Raw genomic sequence first — 18,294 nt, 5'->3', positions numbered from 1 at the left:
CGCACAGCCTATTGATTTACAAAAGCACTTATTCGTAAGTGCTTTTTCGTAGTTTTTAATGCTGCTTCGATCTATTAGATAAGAAAACGAGGGCTGCTGCAATGAGCCCAATAGCGCCGCCAGCCAAGTGTGCTTCTATTGCAACTCTGGCGGCAATCAAACTGCTTGTGCTGTCAGAAGCACCGTAGATTTGCTCCCAGGCAATTTTTGCAATTAAACCAAGCACCAACAACCAACTTGATTTACGATCGCCTAAGGCTTCACTGAGAGCTAAATAAGCGAACAAGCCATGTAAAGTTCCAGATAGCCCCAAATAGATTTGAATATCCGAAAATATCAGAGCGAGTCCAATACACAAGCTCACTATAATGAGCGAAAGGAATAATGTTATCCGTGTTGGGCGAAACAAGTAAGAGATAACCCATAGCCCTGCTGTGTTCATCAGCAGGTGCCAAATGTTGGTATGAGTAAAGTTTCCTGTTAGGATTCGCCACCATTGACCATCAGAGATCGCTTGTGCATCCCATTGAAGGGCTAACTGTAGTTCAGGAAGTTGTACAATAAAGCAGAAAATCGTTACTAGAATTAAAACAAGGTACACATATACTCCATGTCTCGATATTGTCCTCATTGTGCGAAAGCCAACAAAGCGTGTATTTGTAAGTGGATCAAGCCACTTATTTCTGACGTTGAGCTTATCATTCTTCAGCACCCGTCAGAAGAGCATCGGCCAATGGGCACTGCGAGGATACTGTCTTTATCGCTCAAAAATAGTGTCACTTTTGTTGGAGAAGATTTTTCTCAGCACGATGCGTTAAATACTCTGCTCGCAGATCCAAGTTATCAGCACGTGATTCTTTATCCGAGTGAGCAATCTCAGAGTATAGAACAGGTGGTGGAATCGAACCGAAAGATTCGAGTTGTATTGTTAGATGGCACCTGGAAAAAAGCCTTTAAGATTTGGCAGGTATCATCAAACTTGCATGTTTTACCTACCATTCACTTACCTAAAGGTTTAAAAGGCAATTACAGGATTCGTAAAGCGCCAAGTGAAAATAGCCTATCGACAGTTGAAGCTGGATATCATTTACTCTCCCTATTAGACCAAGAACGGGACTACTCTCCGCTGCTGGAAGCGTTTGAGAAAATGATTCAATTTCAAATAGACCAAATGCCTCCCGGCGTTTTTGAACGAAATTATCTAGACGGAGCTTAGTGTTTAGAAGCCCGTATGTGCAGAGAAAAGTTGCTGATGAAGCTTTTGAGCAAAGTCGTCAGTCATCGAAGAAATATAGTCGGTGATCACTCTCATTTTTTCTGATGCATCATTAGCGGCTACCCATTCGGATTTAACATGAGTCGGCAGTAAGCGTTCAGGATCGGCACTTAACGCTTCAAACATATCCATAATGATCTGCTGCCCTTTGTATTCGATAATTTGAACTTGCGGTACTTGGATGACGAACTGACTTACAAAGCGCTTTAATACGGACAGCGCTTTATCCATATTTGGATCCAAATAAGCATTGTAGGCCAGAAGTGGGCTTTCGAAAGGCATAGGCACTTTTTCGATAGAAATGCTTGTCAGTAGGGCATTCACAATGCCACCAATCGCATCTTTTCTTTGATACTGTTGACCAGAAAACAGCATCTCAGTGACAGATTCCAGGTTCTTGTTAAACCAAGGATCATTCGCCTCAAGCAGCTCGAGCTCTGCATTTTTCCACTGAGCTTTGGTGACCATTCCTAAGACAATCGCATCTTCTAAATCATGTACGCCATAAGCGATATCATCAGCGAGCTCCATAATTGAGCAATCAATCGATTTGAATTGAGTCTTGTTGTGTTCTGTGTCTGGTAGCGTATCGAACCGAAGCGTACTTAAATGGCGCTTATCCTGTTCAGATAGCGGAGACAGAACCCAATCGAAAAGCTCCGCATCGTGGTCATAAATACCTTTTGCTGGCATCCAATCTTTTGCGCGTAGTTGTCGTTGATGTTTTACTGGCAGCGCCTGCTGCTTTGCACTAGTTTGACTAAGTAGAGCTGGGTATTTGATTAGGCCTAGCAGTGTTCTTCGGGCTAGGTTCATACCGTGGTGTTCGGTGTAGGGTTCTAGCCTCGTTAAAATTCGAAAAGTTTGTGCGTTACCCTCAAAGCCGCCATGATTTCTCATCATATAGTTGAGAGCGACTTCACCGCCATGCCCGTAAGGAGGGTGGCCAATATCATGCGCTAAACACAGTGAATCTATCAGGCTATCGGATGGCAGTAGATCTCGAAATTCAGGTTGTTTTTTCTTGAGTTGAGCGACGATTCCCGTTCCAAGTTGAGCGGCTTCGAGCGAGTGGGTTAAGCGAGTACGATGAAAATCATTGACGCTTGTACCGTGAACTTGAGTTTTTGCTTGTAAGCGACGAAAAGCGGCGGAGTGGAGGACGCGCGCGCGATCCCTTTGGAAAGGGCTGCGGTGATCATCTCGTCTAATTTTATGTTCATCATCATTACGATGTTGCCACTCTGCGCTTAGCGAAAAATCCAAATTTACACCTATCTGTTTGATTCTATTATTGTTGGAAGTTTATCGTATCAACTGATTTCGTCTAGCGATAATTCGAAGCTGGGAGCGAATGTTGTAAGGAAGTAGTCCATCTCAGGTGTTTTTCTCTGAGATAGTGTTTCTTCAAGTCTTCGTTTGGCTTGAGCGTACTCGTGGTTTCCAGCACTAAGTTCTTCTAAACACTTCAAGTAGGCGCAAATGGAGTCAGCTTGCTTGACGATCGTTTGCTCTTCTTCGTTGCAGTTCCCAGAAATAAGGAAGGGCTCAAAATCTGATTGGAATTCTTCAGGGAGCATGGACAGTAAACGCTGCTCAGCGGCCGCTTCAATCTTTTTATATTCAGTAGCAATTTCTGAGTTGTAGTATTTGACTGGAGTTGGTAAATCGCCAGTCAACACTTCGCTAGTATCATGATACATACCTAATAGCGCTAAACGCTCTGGATTAACATTTCCAGCGAACTTTTTATTTTTAATCAGTGCGAGGGCATGAGCCACAAAAGCGACTTGTAAGCTGTGTTCCGAGATATTCTCAGTAGAAACGGAACGCATTAGAGGCCAGCGTTGTATGAGTTTCATGCGAGCGAGGTGTGCGAAAAAATGGCTTTGCTTCATACTTCTTAACTCTTTGTTTGACAGTGAAAACAAAAAAGGCTCCCTTGGGGAACCTTTTAAGCATAGAAGTGATTGATTACAAAATAAAGTACTTATAAAACAATCTATTATATCTGGCTTGCCTTGGTGTTACTGACGGTATGTCGATAGAAAACGTTCAAAGCGACCAATCGCAGTTTCTAAGTCTTCAATATGAGGCAAAGTCACAATGCGGAAGTGGTCGGGTTTTGGCCAGTTAAAGCCTGTACCTTGTACCAGCAATACTTTCTCTTGCTTTAAGAAATCCAGCACCATTTTCTGGTCGTCTGTGATGTTATACATCTTGGTATCAATTTTAGGGAATAGATACATTGCGCCTTTGGGCTTAACACAAGATACCCCCGGGATTTGGTTGATCAATTCCCATGCTCGGTCACGCTGCTCCAGCAAACGGCCACCGGGTAGGATGAGTTCATTAATGCTTTGGTAACCGCCTAGCGCTGTTTGGATTGCGTGCTGCATTGGTACGTTGGCACATAAACGCATAGAGGCAAGCATCTCGAGCCCTTCCACATAGCCTTTCGCTAAATGTTTAGGGCCCGTTAAGAACATCCAACCACCGCGGAACCCACAAACGCGATACGCTTTGGAAAGTCCGTTAAAGGTCACCATTAAGACATCTTCGGCCAGTGTCGCTACAGAAGTATGAGTCGCACCGTCGTAAAGCACTTTATCGTAGATTTCATCGGCGAAAATGATGAGGTTGTTCTGACGCGCAATTTCCACGACTTGCAGTAGGAAATCTCGGCTATAAACGGCACCTGTCGGGTTGTTTGGGTTGATCAGCACGATACCGCGAGTTTTCGGGGTAATCTTAGCGCGCATGTCATCGAGATCAGGATACCAGTCAGCTTCTTCATCACATAGGTAGTGAACCGGCGTACCACCAGAAAGTGCTACTGAGGCTGTCCAAAGCGGATAATCTGGTGCGGGAACTAAGATTTCATCGCCATTATCAAGAAGCGCTTGCATCGACATTACGATCAGCTCAGATGCACCATTACCGATGTACACATCTTCCACGTCTAGGTTACGTAACCCTTTTTTCTGGTAATGCTGAACCACGGCCTTACGAGCCGAGTAAATACCTTTGGAGTCACAATAACCTTGAGAGGTTGGTAAGTTTCGGATTACATCAACAAGGATTTCATCAGGGGCGTCAAAACCAAATGGGGCCGGGTTACCAATATTTAGCTTCAGTATTTTATGCCCTTCTTCTTCCATGCGCTTAGCATGTTTGAGTACTGGACCCCTGATCTCATAGCATACACTGTTAAGCTTTGCCGACATCCCGATATTTTGCATTGCCGATTTCCTGAAAATTATTTAAATACTTTATTAAAGTACCTTAAATTCCCTTTTGATAGAATAAAAATCTATGATTTGTCGAATTAACGGATAAGCTTTGTTCGCTTGGAATCACAGGAATGTGCAAAACATTTTATACATTCTTGATCTGAATGGGGTCTATCCATAGAGTATCCTATTAATATAATAATAAATTTGATGTGGACGAGGTCGATTTGTCACATTTTCAGCAAGCTATTTCTGCGTTAATAAAGCGGGTTCAAAATGCCTCAGCTGAGGAAGCACGTTGCGTCGAGGTTTTAGAACAAGCTCCTACATTTTCTTTCATCGAGTGGCTTCATGCTCAACCAATGTTTCCGAAATTCTATTGGCAATCTCGCGATACTAGGGAAGAAGTCGTTGCGCTGGGCAAAATTCACACCTTTACCGATCCAGCTCCAGCATACGCCATTTTAGGCGATGAACAGAGGATTTGGGGAGGGCGCTCGTTTGACGGTAACACCGATAAAAATCGACGCTGTATGTCGTCTTTGTTTTTCCTACCTCAAATTGAATTGATTCGCTTCGACCAACAGTGGTCTTTGGCAGTTAATTTAAGTTCTGACAAGCAAAACGAAATAGCAGCGTTAACTAAACTGAAAATCGATGCCGGATCGTTACCGCCATTAAGTGCTCACATCAATCACATTCAACACCTACCTGAACGACCGCAGTGGGACGAATTAGTTAGCAATGTTCTTAACGGCATAGAGAATGATGCCTTTAAAAAGGTTGTATTAGCGCGAAAAACTACGTTGAGTCTGGATGTTCCTATCCATGCCGCACAATTACTTAAAGCAAGCTACTTACAAAATCATAATAGCTTTCACTTCATGTTGATTTTGGATTCGAAGCACAGCTTTATTGGTTCGACGCCAGAACGACTCTATAGCCGTCATGGTGCAACGCTTCATACGGAGGCGCTTGCGGGGACTACCGGTCGTGGGCAAAACGCGACTAAGGATATGGAGCTAGCAAATTGGTTATCACAAGATGAAAAGAATCTTAACGAAAACCAATATGTTGTTGATGACATTATTGACCGATTGACTCCGCACTCTACCAATGTTGATGTGGAAGCTGATGCTCGCTTGGTGAGGCTACGTAAGGTGCAACATCTAAAGCGCGCCATTCACGCAGAATTAAAGCCCGGAGTTAATGGTGTGCAACTGTTGGCTGCATTACAGCCGACGGCAGCGGTTGCCGGATTACCTCGTAAAGAGTCGTTGGATTTCATTTCTCAGCACGAGCCATTTGCACGCGGCTGGTATGCGGGATCTGTAGGGTTTATTAGCCACCAAAGGGCTGAGTTCTGTGTAGCGATAAGAAGTGCCCTGATTGTTAATGACCAAGTTCAGCTATTTGCAGGCGCTGGCATTGTACCGGGCTCTGAAGCTGAACTTGAGTGGCAAGAGTTAAATAAAAAGATGTCTACATTGCTGAGCTTGATTTCCGATCATCCGCCTCTTGGTGTGGCGTCATGAGCCTAGATCAAGCAGTACTGAACCGGATATGGTGTGAAACACTCTTAGAAGAGCTATCTCGTTTAGGGATAACGGATGTGTGTATGGCACCAGGTTCGCGCTCAACACCATTGACACTAGAAGCAGATGCGAACCCTAATTTAACGCTGCATAGCCATTTTGATGAACGGGGCCTCGCTTTTTTTGCGTTAGGTTTAGCTAAAGCTAGCGATAATCCTGTCGCCATTATTGTTACCTCTGGCACAGCCGTCGCGAATTTATTGCCGGCAATCGCAGAAGCGGGGTTAACTCGTGAAAAGCTCATCGTTTTAACATCCGATCGTCCGCAGGAACTTATCGGGTGTGGTGCAAATCAAGCCATCGCTCAATCTGGTATTTTTTCTTCTCACGTGACCGATGCCTTGAACTTACCTAGTCCCAGTGTCAGTGTGCCACTTAATTGGCTTTTAACATCGGTTGACCATTTAGCGGCGAAACAGAAGCAGCTCGGTGGTGCGCTACATATCAATTGTCCTTTTCCTGAGCCACTGTATTCAGACGGCGATAAAAACCAGTATGCTGAATATCTAAGTTCCGTAAAGCACTGGAAAGGAAGCGAACGCCCCTACTCAGAGTATCCTAATTTTGATTCTCAGAGCCATTGCACAGGAGTAATGAGTGCAAACTATGCTGACGCGAAAGGGGTTGTTGTCATTGGCTCTGTGAGTGTTGAAGAAGCCAAGCATGCATATCAATGGGCATCACAGCTTGGTTGGCCGGTATTATGCGATCCACAGTCTGGTATTTCGAGCGAATGGGCTCACTACGATTTATGGATGCAATCAAAAGGGGCTATCACACAGCTAGCTGAATGCGACTTTGTGATTCAGTTCGGAGAAAGGATTGTATCTAAAAGGCTAAACCAATGGTTAGTCACGCAGTGTACAAACTTTTTGTCTCACCAATACGTAGTGGTTTCGAAGCATTACCATAAAATCAACCAATCTCACTTGCCTCAGACTCATATCATTTCGTCTGTTGAACAGTTCGTTAATTATTATCCGAAACCTTTGCTTAACGCTAGAAGCTTTGGGTGGGGGAAAGATATGTGTTCTTTCTCGAATAGAGTAGGGGAACTGTCTCAGGCGCAAATTTTAGGGGGAGACCACCTAACCGAACTGGCTATTGCCGTTGATTTGTCTGCTAGAGTTAACAATAGGGATCTATTTTTAGGGAATAGCCTAATCGTTCGTTTAGTTGACATGTTTTCAAAGGTTGACGCTGACCAAGTACATAGCAACCGAGGGGCCTCTGGTATTGATGGATTGGTGGCGACTGCCTCGGGTGTGCTTAAAAAAACGCAAAAGCCCACGTTAATGCTGGTCGGGGATACTTCATTACTTTATGACCTAAACTCTTTGTCTTTGTTAAGCCACATCGAAGCGCCTATGGTGCTTGTGGTCACTAATAATGATGGCGGTGCAATTTTCGACTTATTGCCCGTACCTGAGCAACAAAAACAAGCACTTTATCAGTTACCTCATGGTTTTGATTTTGAGCACGCAGCACTTCAATTTAAATTAGGTTATTGTCAACCTGAAACGCTCAGCGCATATCAATCCTCTATTGAAAACCACTTTAGTTCAGGTAAGGGGACATTGTTGGTTGAAGTCAAAACCCCTCCCGAACAAGCGTCTAAACAGTTGAAGCAGTTTACTCGTCTACTCATGGAATCGCTCAATTAAGGAGCCTTTATGCTTTCTTCGACACTACAACCTGCGGTATCTGGTTCTTGCCCATCTAAAACGCCCCTTCTGGTTTTTTTGCATGGATTGTTAGGAAGTGGCGAAGATTGGAATGAATGCATCGAGCACCTTCCTAACTTTCATAAATTGATGATCGATCTCCCAGGGCATGGCGAGAGCCGCTTTGTGGATTCTGAAGGTTTTGAGCCTACATGCCAAATGCTCGAACAAACGATTCTTTGTCAAATAGGGCAAATCGGATTAGCAGCAAACCATCCCGTTGTGGTTATTGGTTACTCACTGGGTGGAAGACTTGCTATGTACAGTTTGGCGAACGGATACCTAGATAAGCTAAATCTGGTTAAGTTGATTGTGGAAGGGGGGAACTTCGGTTTAGAAAGCGAAGAAGAAAAAGCCCAGCGACTAGTTAACGATACGAAATGGGCAATTCGATTTGCACAGCAACCAATTGATGAGGTTTTGTCCGATTGGTATCAACAAAGTGTTTTTTCTTCACTAAACCATGAGCAAAGACAAACTTTAGTGTTAAAGCGTAGTGGTAACCTTGGAGTATCCGTAGCAAGTATGTTGTTATCTACTTCGTTAGCAAAGCAACCAGATTTACGTGCTACATTGAGTACTTATCAACATTTGATTCATTACATTTGTGGTAAAAAAGATCGAAAATTCATAGATCTAGCGACACTAAGTGGTTTTGAATTTAGCGAAATTGATTTTGCTGGGCACAATGTTCATTTTGAGCAACCAGAACAATTTAGCGATGTGATAAAGAAGCAAAGTAACGTCTAGACCATGGTATGAACCATGGCTAACTAAGAGAACAATGGGAACCACCATGGCAAAAACAGTTGGCATCACCGAAGAAGAACTTTACGCAGCAGTACATTGGAATGATTGCAGTACTGGTTATGAAGATATCCAATACCATAAATCAGAAGATGGCATCGCCAAAATCACTATCGCTCGTCCGCAAGTGCACAATGCGTTCCGACCTCAAACGGTCAAAGAGATGATCAATGCGCTAGCCGATGCTCGTTATGACGAGAGAGTTGGGGTGATTATTTTAACGGGGCTAGGCGAGAAAGCATTTTGCTCTGGTGGTGATCAGAGTATCCGTGGTGATTACGGCGGTTATCAAGACGATTCGGGTACGCATCACCTCAATGTATTGGATTTCCAACGTCAAATTCGTACTTGCCCTAAACCTGTTATTGCTGCTGTTTCTGGGTGGGCAGTCGGTGGCGGTCATGTTCTGCATATGATGGCAGACTTAACCATTGCTGCTGAAAATGCTCAGTTTGGTCAAACTGGTCCTAAAGTGGGCTCATTTGATGGTGGCTGGGGCGCTTCTTACATGGCGCGTATTGTTGGTCAGAAAAAAGCACGTGAGATTTGGTTCTTATGCCGTTTTTATGATGCTCAAGAAGCACTTGATATGGGCTTGGTCAACACGGTCGTTCCAACCAATGACCTTGAAAAAGAAACAGTTCGTTGGTGTCGTGAGGTTCTGCAGCATAGTCCAATGGCATTACGTTGCTTGAAAGCCGCCCTAAACGCGGACTGTGATGGTCAAGCTGGCCTTCAAGAGTTAGCGGGCAATGCGACCATGATGTTTTATATGACAGAAGAAGGCCAAGAAGGTCGAAACGCGTTTAACGAAAAGCGTCGTCCGGACTTCGATAAATTCCCTCGTAATCCATAAGCATTAAATTATTCTCAACTAGAGGCAGCTTCAGGCTGCTTCTTTTTTCTCATTGCTACAAGGTACCCATCTATGCGCCAAGCTAAGCTTTACCGTTACAAACTTCCAATGGATAGTGGTGTGATTCTTCGTGAAAACAAATTAACGGAGCGCGTGGGCTACGTTATCGAGCTAAAAGAAGGTGAGGATGTTGGTTTAGGAGAGATATCCCCATTACCGCACTTTAGTACTGAGACGGTTGAAGAAGCTGGGATACAAATCCAAGCCGAATTAGAGATTTGGATTAATCATCATGAGCCTACGCCAACTAAAGAGCTGTATCCGTCAGTCGCGTTTGGTTTATCGATGGCGCAATTAGAGCTAAGCGGTGAATTGCCCGTAACTGGTAACTATCAAGCTGCGCCTTTGTGTAGCGGTGATCCCGATGAATTGATCCCCGCTCTTAATGAGATGCAAGGGCAAAAAGTGGCGAAAGTGAAAGTCGGGTTATACGAAGCGATTCGTGACGGCATGCTTGTTAGTCTGTTCTTAGAGTCTATTCCGGATCTGCATCTGAGACTTGATGCGAACCGAGCTTGGACGCCTAAGAAAGCGAATCAATTTATTAAGTATGTCGCGCCTTCACTTCGTCAGCGAATCAGTTTTTTAGAAGAACCGTGTCAGCAACCAGAAGACAGCTTGTCTTTTGCTATCGATACCGGTGTTGCTATCGCTTGGGATGAAACCCTACAACACGCCGTGAAACGTAACGATTTCTCATTAGACGATCTCACAGGTGCTAAAGCCATTGTCATTAAACCTACGTTAATTGGCTCGGTTGAACGCTGCGTTGCATTAATTGAGAATGCTGAGAAATTAGGAATACAAGCTGTTATTAGCTCTAGTCTTGAGACGAGCTTAGGGTTGAATCAGTTGGCGCGACTCGCGAATTGGAAAGTCCCTAAAGAAGTGCCTGGGCTTGATACGATTGGTTTGTTTCAACAGCAATTGGAAATAACTTGGCCTAATTGCGATTTACCAGTTAGCTGCCTCGACGAGCAAGAATTGATCTGGCATTCATAAGAACAACTCTTGGCTATTAAGCCATTTACTTTTGGTATTTCGATGGCTGATTTATTTTCAGAACCTCTTTCCTATTGGAAGCTTTGGGCCCAAGAGCGCCCAACGCAAACGGCTTTCAAGACTTCTTATTGCACTTTGAATTGGCGGCAAGTTGATGAGGTAGTAGGGGTTTATAAGCATCAACTTTCGATGCAAGGACTAACCCGTAACGACGTTCTAACCATTGTCGGAAAAAATAGCCCGGAAGTGGTGATGGTTTATATCGCCGCTTTAGAGCTAGGGGTGGTGTGTGCTTTCACCATGCCTCAGCCAAATACTTCTCTTAAACATAAGCTCGATACGCTTTACCCTCCAAGTAATCAACCTTGTATCTTCTATTCACATCACTCTAAATCACGGGGCAGTGAACCTGAGCTATCTGGTATACGAAATATAGAGGTGTCTCCGCTGCAAGACGCACTTATGGAAGGGGAGCGGATTGAAAGGGTAGAGCGGCAGGACCAAAGTCGCTTGTCTTCCATTATTTTTACGTCAGGATCAACGGGTAACCCTAAAGCCGTGGCTTACAATCTTGAACAGCATCTGTTTTCGGCGAAAGGTTTACTCAATGCCATCAAGTATGAGCCTTCAGGTTGCTGGCTGTTAAGCCTACCTATATATCATGTGTCCGGCTTAGCGATTGTTCATCGATGGCTTTTAGCGGGCGCAAGCCTAAAAGTCGGTAGTGGAGAACTTGCGTTAGACGCGACAGGTTGCACTCATGCTTCTTTGGTTCCGACTCAGTTACACCGATTGATAGAGAGTAATCAATCACTCTCTCTGACGCATGTGTTGCTCGGCGGAAGTCATATTCCGGTGAAACTTGCACAGCAGGCCCAAGGTATGGGCATTGAAACTTGGCTCGGGTATGGCATGACAGAAGCTGCTTCCACTGTCACAGCCAAGATGGTTGATGGGACCAATACCACAGGTGCTTTGTTGCTGTATAGGGAGATAAAAATCGATCAAGGGAGGATTTTTATATCAGGTGATACCTTAGCGAGTGGCTACTACTTCCAAGGCAAGCTGACGCCTCTGAGAAATGTGGAGGGTTGGTTTGATAGCAAAGATCTAGGAAACTGGGTAGACGGAGAACTTCAGATCGTTGGCCGTGTTGATAATCAATTCATTTCTGGTGGGGAAAATATCCATTGTGAAGAAATTGAAAGGGTTTTGAATGCGCACCCGGCCGTTACACAGGCCTATATCATTCCAGTCGACGATGAAGAATTTGGCCAAAGACCCGTCGCGATTATTCAGACCAGCCGGAAAATAGCTTTGCCTGATTACCACAGTTTTTTGGATGGGAAGTTAGAAAGGTTTAAATGGCCAATTGATTACTATGAACTGCCGCAGGCGCTGATGAATACGGGAATAAAAGTGTCGCGTAAAGCGTTAAAGGATTGGCTAAACGAAAAAGAAGTGCAGACACGGTGACTAGGCGTTTCTGCACTTCAGGTGGCGTGGTGATGGTGAGTCACCACTTTTTGTTACTCTATTAGTTTGCGAGCGATTTCTTCATTTGCTCTGCAACTTTATCTACTTTCCCAAGGCCAATGATGACTTGCAGTCCACCTTTACCGACGGGTACGACGCCTGCTTTTGCAAATAGTTGGCTGCTTCCTAGACTGGCAGATTTCAAGCAAAGATACCCTAAATTTAATCTGAATATCTTTTCTCAAGAGGAACAAAACTTCCACCAGAATCATTTAGATATCGCCATTTACTATGGTGGCGGCGATCTAAAAGACATGCATCGTAAGCGCCTTTTCGGTGAAAAGTACATCCCAGTATGCACTCCGAGTTACGCAGAAAAACTCAAGATTTTTGACGATGGGTTAGATTATCTTCATAGGATTAATTTTATTCATGCATTAGGTTCTGACGTATGGCAGCGTTGGATCAAGTATATGGAAGTCGATGTGGACCTCTTCGAGCAATTTTACTGCGTAAGTCACCGAGATATGGGAGTGCAAAGTGCACTACATGATGTGGGTGTAGCGATGGGACGTTATCAATTCGTGAAGCAATACATAAAAACAGGTGAGCTTGTTACACCATACCCAAGCATGGATACCAACCTAGGTTATGATTTGCTCTGCCCGCTGGGTACAGAGAAGAGGCCGAAGGTGAAAACATTCATAAAATGGATTGAAGATCAGCTAGGTTAGTTAATTTAGAAATTAATTAGTTCAAAACTGAATTTAGTATTCTTATAACTATCACTCATAATAAAACTCGATTATTAAGGGTTATTGAATAAGGAGTGAAATGATGAGAGTGATGTTAGTGCTAGCGGTGATAATACAAATCGTTGTGGCGATTCAGAGTGATGGACTGACGCGCTCTATGGCGGAGTTAACTGCATTTTTGCTAGTCGCGGCGTTAGTCCTTGATCACCGAAAAGCCTCGAAGCCAACCACTGCGACCAGCGTAGAATCCTAAGATCCTTATACCAATGTCAGCCACGCCAACGAACCTGAAGAAATCATAGCCCACATTGTTACCCCAAATATCAGTGGCTTAGGTCCTGCTTCTTTAAGCTTCTCTACAGAAATCCCACACCCAATTAAGAACAAACAAACTACGAGTGCACGCTTTGATACATCGAAGATCCCTTGATACATGGCTTCAAATTGGGGAAATGCGTCGCTAATAAAAATGGCGACACAATAAAAAAGAATGAAATAGGGAATGGTTACTTTTTTTTGTTCGTTGCGAAAGAGCAGTGCACTCACGAACGCAATAGGGATGATCCACAAAGCCCTCGCTAACTTAAGCGTAGTGGCAGTTGTTAGCGCTTCTTCACCGTACGCAGACGCGGCACCGACAACAGATGAGGTATCGTGAATCGCAATGGCAGCCCAAGTACCGAAAGTATGTTGGTCAAGCTCTAGAGCATGACCTATCACAGGGAACACAAATAGAGCGATGGAGTTTAAAACGAATACGGTCGCGAGAGCTAAGCCAATTTGTTCATCATCCGCTTTTATCGCAGGAGCCACCGCAGCTATAGCACTACCGCCACAAATAGCGGTACCAGAGGAGATTAAGTAGCCGGTAGTTTTATCTAGTCCCATCTTTTTCGCCAATACCCACCCAACACATAGCGTGCCAATAATGGTGGTGACAATTAAGCCTATGCCGTTTCCTGTAACGGCAAGTGCCTGTTGAAATTGAATACCAAAGCCTAAGCCCACAATAGAATAGGCGAGCAGTTTTTTAGTGAGTTTCCCGATAGGCAGCTCTTGGGGAACAAGCCCTAAACTGGCGAGTAAAAAACCGATAACGAGTGCTGTTGGCGAAGTCACCCAAGGTGATAAGCAGAAAAGAGCTGCAAGAGCGAATGGAATGATCTGTTTTGGTTTCATTATTATTTTTATTAGCTTGAAGTAGTCGACTAGTTTACCAAGTGAAGGTCGGTAAGTAAGTCTAAAGGATCTGAACATGCGTTAATAAAAACTTAACGCATGTCTCCACGTAGCTTAGATACGGCGTCATGCATTAATTCTGTTGATGCAAGGTGCGCAGGGACAGGAGCGCCCGCTTCTATCTCAAGCTTAGTCCAAAATCGAGTGGGTAAGCCTTTACAGGCTTGTCCTTTATGTCGACTAAAGTAGCTGCCCCATAATCCTTTTAGTGACATTGGGATCACTGGAACGGGCGAGCGACGGATAATGATGTCCATTCCTCTCATGAATGGGCCAATCTCCCCATCAGAAGTTAGCTTCCCTTCGGGGAAAATACAGACGATATGACCTTCTTCAAGTGCTTGTTCTACATCGTTGAATGCGCGACGGATGGATTTTCTGTTTGTAGCGGAAATAGGAATGACGCCAGCGCGTTTCAAAAAGCGTTTCAAAGGAGGAAGGTTGGCATAATCTTCTTCCATCACGAAGCGAATCAGGCGTGGGCATACCGCACTCAGCAATAGCGCATCCATGTAACTGACATGATTACATACGATGAGTGCACCACCTTTTTCTGGTAGGTGATGAAGGTTTTTATGAGTCACGCGATACATTGTATGAGTGACAATCCACATGATGAATCGGACGGCAAAAATAGGCACTTGATAAAACAGGTAAGCCACGACTAACGCATTTAGGACTGCTAGCAATGTGAATAGTTGTGGGATTGAGAGATCAAGAACGGTCAAACAAATAATGCCTAAGATGGCACTCCCCACCATGAACAGTGAGTTATAAATGTTGAGCGCGGCGATAACTTGAGCGCGTTCATTTTCTTTTGCACGCTGCTGCATCAACGCATAAAGCGGCACAATAAAGACGCCCCCTGAAGCGCCTAGAAGCAGCAGGTAAGCAAAGAGTGGCCACAATTCTGAGTAACGAACGAAGTCGTTGAAAGAAGAAAATTGCGGTAATGTTTCGGGAATGGCTGTTGCCATCAGGAACCCGAAAATGGTAATGCCCAAGCTACCAATTGGTACGATCCCGATTTCAATTCTGTGGTTGGATAATTTATCGCAAGCCAGGGAACCTACAGCAATGCCTATTGAAAACAGGGCCAGTAAGAACGAAACCGCCCCTTCTGTACCATTAAGGTGAAGCTTAGTGAAATTAGGGAATTGAGTTAAGTAAGTAGCACCAAGGAACCAAAACCAACTGATAGCCATTAACGCTTGGAAGATCGTGCGATCTTTTTTGGCGATCACTAAAGTATTTCTTGTTAAGCGAATCGGTTGCCAACTTAGCTTGATATTCGGTGCACCTGCAGGGGCTTCAGGAATGTGACTACTGGATAAATAACCTAGTACGGCAAAAGTGACGACACAAAACGCAGCAACGTATTTCGCATTATCAGCTGAAGCTATCACTCCTGCGCCTAACGTCCCTAGCAAGATTGCTAAAAACGTCCCCGTTTCAACCAGTGCATTTCCAGGAACAAGCTCTTTCGCCTTGAGTTGTTGCGGTAGTAGAGCGTACTTAACGGGCCCAAAGAAGGCACTTTGCGTTCCCATAAGAAACAGCAGGAGCAACAAAACACCGTAGCTTTCGAAAATGAACCCAATCGCCCCAAGGCACATAATGGCTATTTCGAGTAGTTTCACCCGGCGAATCAGCCATGACTTTTCGTACTTATCGGCTAATACCCCTGCGGTGGCTGAGAATAGAAAGAAAGGCAAAATGAATAAGCCAGCCGCAAGGTTAATAAATAGGTGGCTAGAAATGGGTAGGGCATCAACGCTGGCAAAAGCTACAAAAAGCAGTAGAACGTTTTTAAATATATTGTCATTAAAGGCTCCAAAAAACTGAGTGATGAAGTAAGGAAGGAACCTTTTTTGAGTTAACAGCGAGGTTTGGCTGTTGTGAGACATTATTTATCCCTTACTCGGACCAATTAGTGAGGTAACTTGAGATTAGATTATTGATTAGCTCTTTACCATCAATAGGTTCGGAAGAGAAAAACTTATCGTCGACGCTGAGTAAGGTGATCCCATGTACACCAGACCAAAGCACACGGCTCGCTTTTAATACGTCAGATTGTGAGCGCTCAGGCGCTAAGGCGGCTAATAGGCTTTCGAGCATGCCAGTCATGCCATCAATACGTTTTGCTTGCCACTCCGGGAGGGTTTCGCCATTCATGTTGTGTTCGAAGATTAACTGCCAACGGTGAGGGTGCTTGAGGGCAAAGTCGTGGTAGCAATAGGCAAGTTTGAATAAAGCGTCTTGAGGAGCAGTCGAATCTTGTACCGCTTGTTGTGCTTCTTCTGCTAGTTCATCTAAGGTTTGTGCAACGGCGTGGAGAAGCAGTAGATTGTAATTACCAAACACATTAACCAAGGTGCTTGGAACGTAACCGATCATATTTGCGATTTTTCGCAAGCTTAATTCATGGTAGGAATGCTCATCAAGAAACGTTTTTACGGTTTCCAAAGTAAGTTGAATTAATTGCTCTCGGGTATGATCGTTTCTGCGCGCCATGGTTAACTTCTAATAAATGAACATCGTTCAATATTTTATGCTTGCCGTGTATTAGCGTCAACTACTTCACTTGCCTATGTGAGAAGTGTTACGGCAATATTCTGATACATGTGTAATTCATGTGAATATTTCATTGTTCAATGTTAACTAGTATGATTAGGGAGTCGATAGAACAACCTCTACAAAGGATAACAATGAAACGTTTTTTCTCGCTAGTCGCCATACTGATGGTTTCAGTTGCGGTTACTCCAATCGCGGAAGCGAAAAAGTTTGGTGGTGGTAAGTCGTTTGGTAAAAGTTTCAAAACGGCTCCGGCACCTAAACAGCAACAGCAAAATACAAACACAATTAAACAAGATCAAGCTGGTAAAACCGGGGCGAAGAGCTCTAGCAAAAAAGGCTTAATGGGTGGACTACTAGGTGGTTTACTTGCTGGTGGTTTGCTTGCTGCTTTCTTTGGTGGTGCATTTGAAGGTATTCAGTTTATGGATATCCTGATCATGGGCTTGATTGCTTTCTTCGCATTTAAGTTCTTGCGAAAGATGCTAGGTGCTAAGCACGGTTCGATGAATCAGCATCAACAGCAGCCAGCATTCGGTGGAATGAACCAGAATAAATTTGAGCAACCACAGCAAAACAATGCGAATGTTCATAACTTTGAACAGTCTGGTAATGCGGGTGGCTTCGGCGGTTTCAACGCACAAAGTGAAATCCCTCATAACTACCCACCTGGGTTTGACCAAGCGGCATTTATTAACGGTTCTCGTGAACACTACCGTACTATCCAAGGAGCTTGGAACCACAATGAACTAAGCACGATTGAAGAGTACGTGTCGCCAAGCTTGTTTGAAGACTTGAAAGCAGAGCGTGCGAAATTGGATGGTGAGCAACACACTGATGTAATGTACGTAGACGCGGAAATTGTTCGTGCGGACTATGATGCAACTAAAGCTCAATTAAGCTTGCAGTTTAGCGGTCGATACCGTGATGCTGCTGAAGATGTCGAAGAAAATATTGAAGATATTTGGCACTTAGAGCGTGATCTTACAGAACCAAATGCACCTTGGTTGATCGTAGGTATTCAAGGATAATTCTACCCTAATAAAGTTCAATTTAGTCATTGAATGAAAGCGCCTACCGAGAAATTGGTAGGCGCTTTTTTATTGGCTTTTAGAATAAGTTTTCACTCGATACCGTTATAAGCTATTTATGTTATAGTATGGTGTGTTTTATTTTGAGGTTATCGCATGAATATTACTGATTTTTGTTCTGTTGTTTTGAAAGCGCCATTGAGAAGTGCGTACGATTGGTCTTGTGAAAATGACGAGTCTTTCTTTTATCTTGGGTGGAATAATGCCATCGATATGAAAAATCGGACGGTGAATGTTTGTAGTTCACTTGATGAGGCGATTTCAAAAAATGCGACGAAGCAGCTTATGGACAAAATGCTTCGTGAACGTAATAAACTTTTTAAGGCAATAGAAGACGGAAAATCAATATATTACGTGTTGCGAGTAAAGCAAAACCCAGAGAGTGACCGAGATTGGAGTGTGATCGCTAAGTCTAAACCGATGTCGAATAACACGATAGTGTTGAAAATAGGCAATGTAACTGAGCTTGAGAATGGGGAAGTGACCGCTGACCTAATCGAGCGTTTAGATGCAAAGAACTTTCGCTAACTCTTTAGATATTAAACAAAAAAGCCAACTCAATGAGTTGGCTTTTTTGTTTCTATGTAGAATATGGTGGAGGGGGAC

The 18,294-nt window shown here is 43.9% G+C and carries 18 protein-coding genes and 1 pseudogene; 11 read left to right on the top strand and 8 right to left on the bottom strand.

The window, feature by feature from the left end; translation table 11 throughout:
- Nucleotides 1-55 precede the first annotated feature (55 nt).
- Nucleotides 56-601 (bottom strand): rhombosortase, encoded by a 546-nt coding sequence (gene rrtA / locus ACHUFI_RS05960; RefSeq protein ID WP_394247426.1) that lies wholly within the window; start codon nucleotides 599-601, stop codon nucleotides 56-58.
- 9 nt (nucleotides 602-610) lie between these two features.
- Here rrtA and ACHUFI_RS05955 point away from each other — a divergent pair, with 9 nt between their 5' ends.
- Nucleotides 611-1,216, top strand: a complete 606-nt coding sequence (locus tag ACHUFI_RS05955; protein WP_394247425.1) for a tRNA-uridine aminocarboxypropyltransferase — start codon at nucleotides 611-613, stop codon at nucleotides 1,214-1,216.
- A 3-nt stretch (nucleotides 1,217-1,219) separates the two neighbouring features.
- On the opposite strand, the gene ACHUFI_RS05950 is transcribed toward ACHUFI_RS05955, so the two are convergent.
- The 3 genes from ACHUFI_RS05950 to ACHUFI_RS05940 form a co-directional block, all read right to left on the bottom strand.
- Nucleotides 1,220-2,542, bottom strand: a complete 1,323-nt coding sequence (locus ACHUFI_RS05950) for an anti-phage deoxyguanosine triphosphatase (protein WP_394247424.1) — start codon at nucleotides 2,540-2,542, stop codon at nucleotides 1,220-1,222.
- 47 nt (nucleotides 2,543-2,589) lie between these two features.
- Nucleotides 2,590-3,174 carry a 5'-deoxynucleotidase gene (yfbR, locus tag ACHUFI_RS05945; protein WP_394247423.1) on the bottom strand — a complete coding sequence of 195 codons (585 nt, stop codon included), beginning with the start codon at nucleotides 3,172-3,174 and terminating at the stop codon, nucleotides 2,590-2,592.
- 129 nt (nucleotides 3,175-3,303) lie between these two features.
- Nucleotides 3,304-4,518 carry a pyridoxal phosphate-dependent aminotransferase gene (locus tag ACHUFI_RS05940; protein ID WP_394247422.1) on the bottom strand — a complete coding sequence of 405 codons (1,215 nt, stop codon included), beginning with the start codon at nucleotides 4,516-4,518 and terminating at the stop codon, nucleotides 3,304-3,306.
- A 218-nt stretch (nucleotides 4,519-4,736) separates the two neighbouring features.
- Between ACHUFI_RS05940 and ACHUFI_RS05935 the strand changes: the two genes are divergently transcribed.
- From ACHUFI_RS05935 to menE, 6 genes are all read left to right on the top strand, one after another.
- Nucleotides 4,737-6,044, top strand: coding sequence for an isochorismate synthase (locus ACHUFI_RS05935; protein WP_394247421.1), 1,308 nt, complete (start codon nucleotides 4,737-4,739; stop codon nucleotides 6,042-6,044).
- The gene (menD, locus tag ACHUFI_RS05930) at nucleotides 6,041-7,768 is read left to right on the top strand and encodes a 2-succinyl-5-enolpyruvyl-6-hydroxy-3-cyclohexene-1-carboxylic-acid synthase (protein ID WP_394247420.1); all 1,728 of its coding nucleotides are present in this window, start codon (nucleotides 6,041-6,043) and stop codon (nucleotides 7,766-7,768) included. Before ACHUFI_RS05935 ends, menD begins: the two co-directional genes overlap by 4 nt.
- Before the next feature lie 9 nt (nucleotides 7,769-7,777).
- Nucleotides 7,778-8,578, top strand: a complete 801-nt coding sequence (gene menH, locus ACHUFI_RS05925; protein ID WP_394247419.1) for a 2-succinyl-6-hydroxy-2,4-cyclohexadiene-1-carboxylate synthase — start codon at nucleotides 7,778-7,780, stop codon at nucleotides 8,576-8,578.
- A 46-nt stretch (nucleotides 8,579-8,624) separates the two neighbouring features.
- On the top strand, nucleotides 8,625-9,491 hold the full coding sequence (gene menB, locus ACHUFI_RS05920; RefSeq protein WP_394247418.1) for a 1,4-dihydroxy-2-naphthoyl-CoA synthase: 867 nt from the start codon (nucleotides 8,625-8,627) through the stop codon (nucleotides 9,489-9,491).
- Between the two features lie 72 nt (nucleotides 9,492-9,563).
- Nucleotides 9,564-10,553: an o-succinylbenzoate synthase gene (gene menC, locus ACHUFI_RS05915; RefSeq protein WP_394247417.1), complete on the top strand. Its 990-nt coding sequence runs from the start codon at nucleotides 9,564-9,566 to the stop codon at nucleotides 10,551-10,553.
- 42 nt (nucleotides 10,554-10,595) lie between these two features.
- Complete coding sequence (menE, locus tag ACHUFI_RS05910) at nucleotides 10,596-12,029, top strand: o-succinylbenzoate--CoA ligase (RefSeq protein WP_394247416.1); 1,434 nt, start codon at nucleotides 10,596-10,598, stop codon at nucleotides 12,027-12,029.
- A gap of 61 nt (nucleotides 12,030-12,090) precedes the next feature.
- On the opposite strand, the gene ACHUFI_RS05905 is transcribed toward menE, so the two are convergent.
- Nucleotides 12,091-12,234: a hypothetical protein gene (locus ACHUFI_RS05905; protein ID WP_394247549.1), complete on the bottom strand. Its 144-nt coding sequence runs from the start codon at nucleotides 12,232-12,234 to the stop codon at nucleotides 12,091-12,093.
- On the opposite strand from ACHUFI_RS05905, the pseudogene ACHUFI_RS05900 reads away from it, so the two are divergent.
- Nucleotides 12,179-12,763: pseudogene (locus tag ACHUFI_RS05900) on the top strand (LysR substrate-binding domain-containing protein); the annotation flags it as partial. The gene ACHUFI_RS05905 and the pseudogene ACHUFI_RS05900 sit on opposite strands and share 56 nt — an antisense overlap.
- 100 nt (nucleotides 12,764-12,863) lie before the next feature.
- Nucleotides 12,864-13,037, top strand: a complete 174-nt coding sequence (locus tag ACHUFI_RS05895; protein ID WP_394247548.1) for a hypothetical protein — start codon at nucleotides 12,864-12,866, stop codon at nucleotides 13,035-13,037.
- 5 nt (nucleotides 13,038-13,042) lie between these two features.
- Here the strand turns inward: ACHUFI_RS05895 and ACHUFI_RS05890 are convergent, their stop codons facing one another.
- From ACHUFI_RS05890 to ACHUFI_RS05880, 3 genes are all read right to left on the bottom strand, one after another.
- Nucleotides 13,043-13,963, bottom strand: coding sequence for a YeiH family protein (locus ACHUFI_RS05890; RefSeq protein WP_394247415.1), 921 nt, complete (start codon nucleotides 13,961-13,963; stop codon nucleotides 13,043-13,045).
- Nucleotides 13,964-14,055: 92 nt separating this feature from the next.
- The gene (locus ACHUFI_RS05885; RefSeq protein WP_394247414.1) at nucleotides 14,056-15,930 is read right to left on the bottom strand and encodes an MFS transporter; all 1,875 of its coding nucleotides are present in this window, start codon (nucleotides 15,928-15,930) and stop codon (nucleotides 14,056-14,058) included.
- Nucleotides 15,931-15,940: 10 nt separating this feature from the next.
- Complete coding sequence (locus ACHUFI_RS05880; protein ID WP_394247413.1) at nucleotides 15,941-16,537, bottom strand: TetR/AcrR family transcriptional regulator; 597 nt, start codon at nucleotides 16,535-16,537, stop codon at nucleotides 15,941-15,943.
- A gap of 194 nt (nucleotides 16,538-16,731) precedes the next feature.
- Between ACHUFI_RS05880 and ACHUFI_RS05875 the strand changes: the two genes are divergently transcribed.
- Both ACHUFI_RS05875 and ACHUFI_RS05870 read left to right on the top strand, forming a co-directional pair.
- Nucleotides 16,732-17,628, top strand: coding sequence for a Tim44 domain-containing protein (locus ACHUFI_RS05875; RefSeq protein ID WP_394247412.1), 897 nt, complete (start codon nucleotides 16,732-16,734; stop codon nucleotides 17,626-17,628).
- A gap of 156 nt (nucleotides 17,629-17,784) precedes the next feature.
- Nucleotides 17,785-18,216, top strand: coding sequence for a hypothetical protein (locus ACHUFI_RS05870; RefSeq protein ID WP_394247411.1), 432 nt, complete (start codon nucleotides 17,785-17,787; stop codon nucleotides 18,214-18,216).
- Nucleotides 18,217-18,294: the final 78 nt, after the last annotated feature.

It is taken from the genome of Vibrio profundi, assembly GCF_043642225.1.
Lineage (GTDB): Bacteria > Pseudomonadota > Gammaproteobacteria > Enterobacterales > Vibrionaceae > Vibrio > Vibrio profundi_A.
Note: the sequence above shows the minus strand (reverse complement) of the source record. Positions and strands in the feature narration are given on the sequence as shown.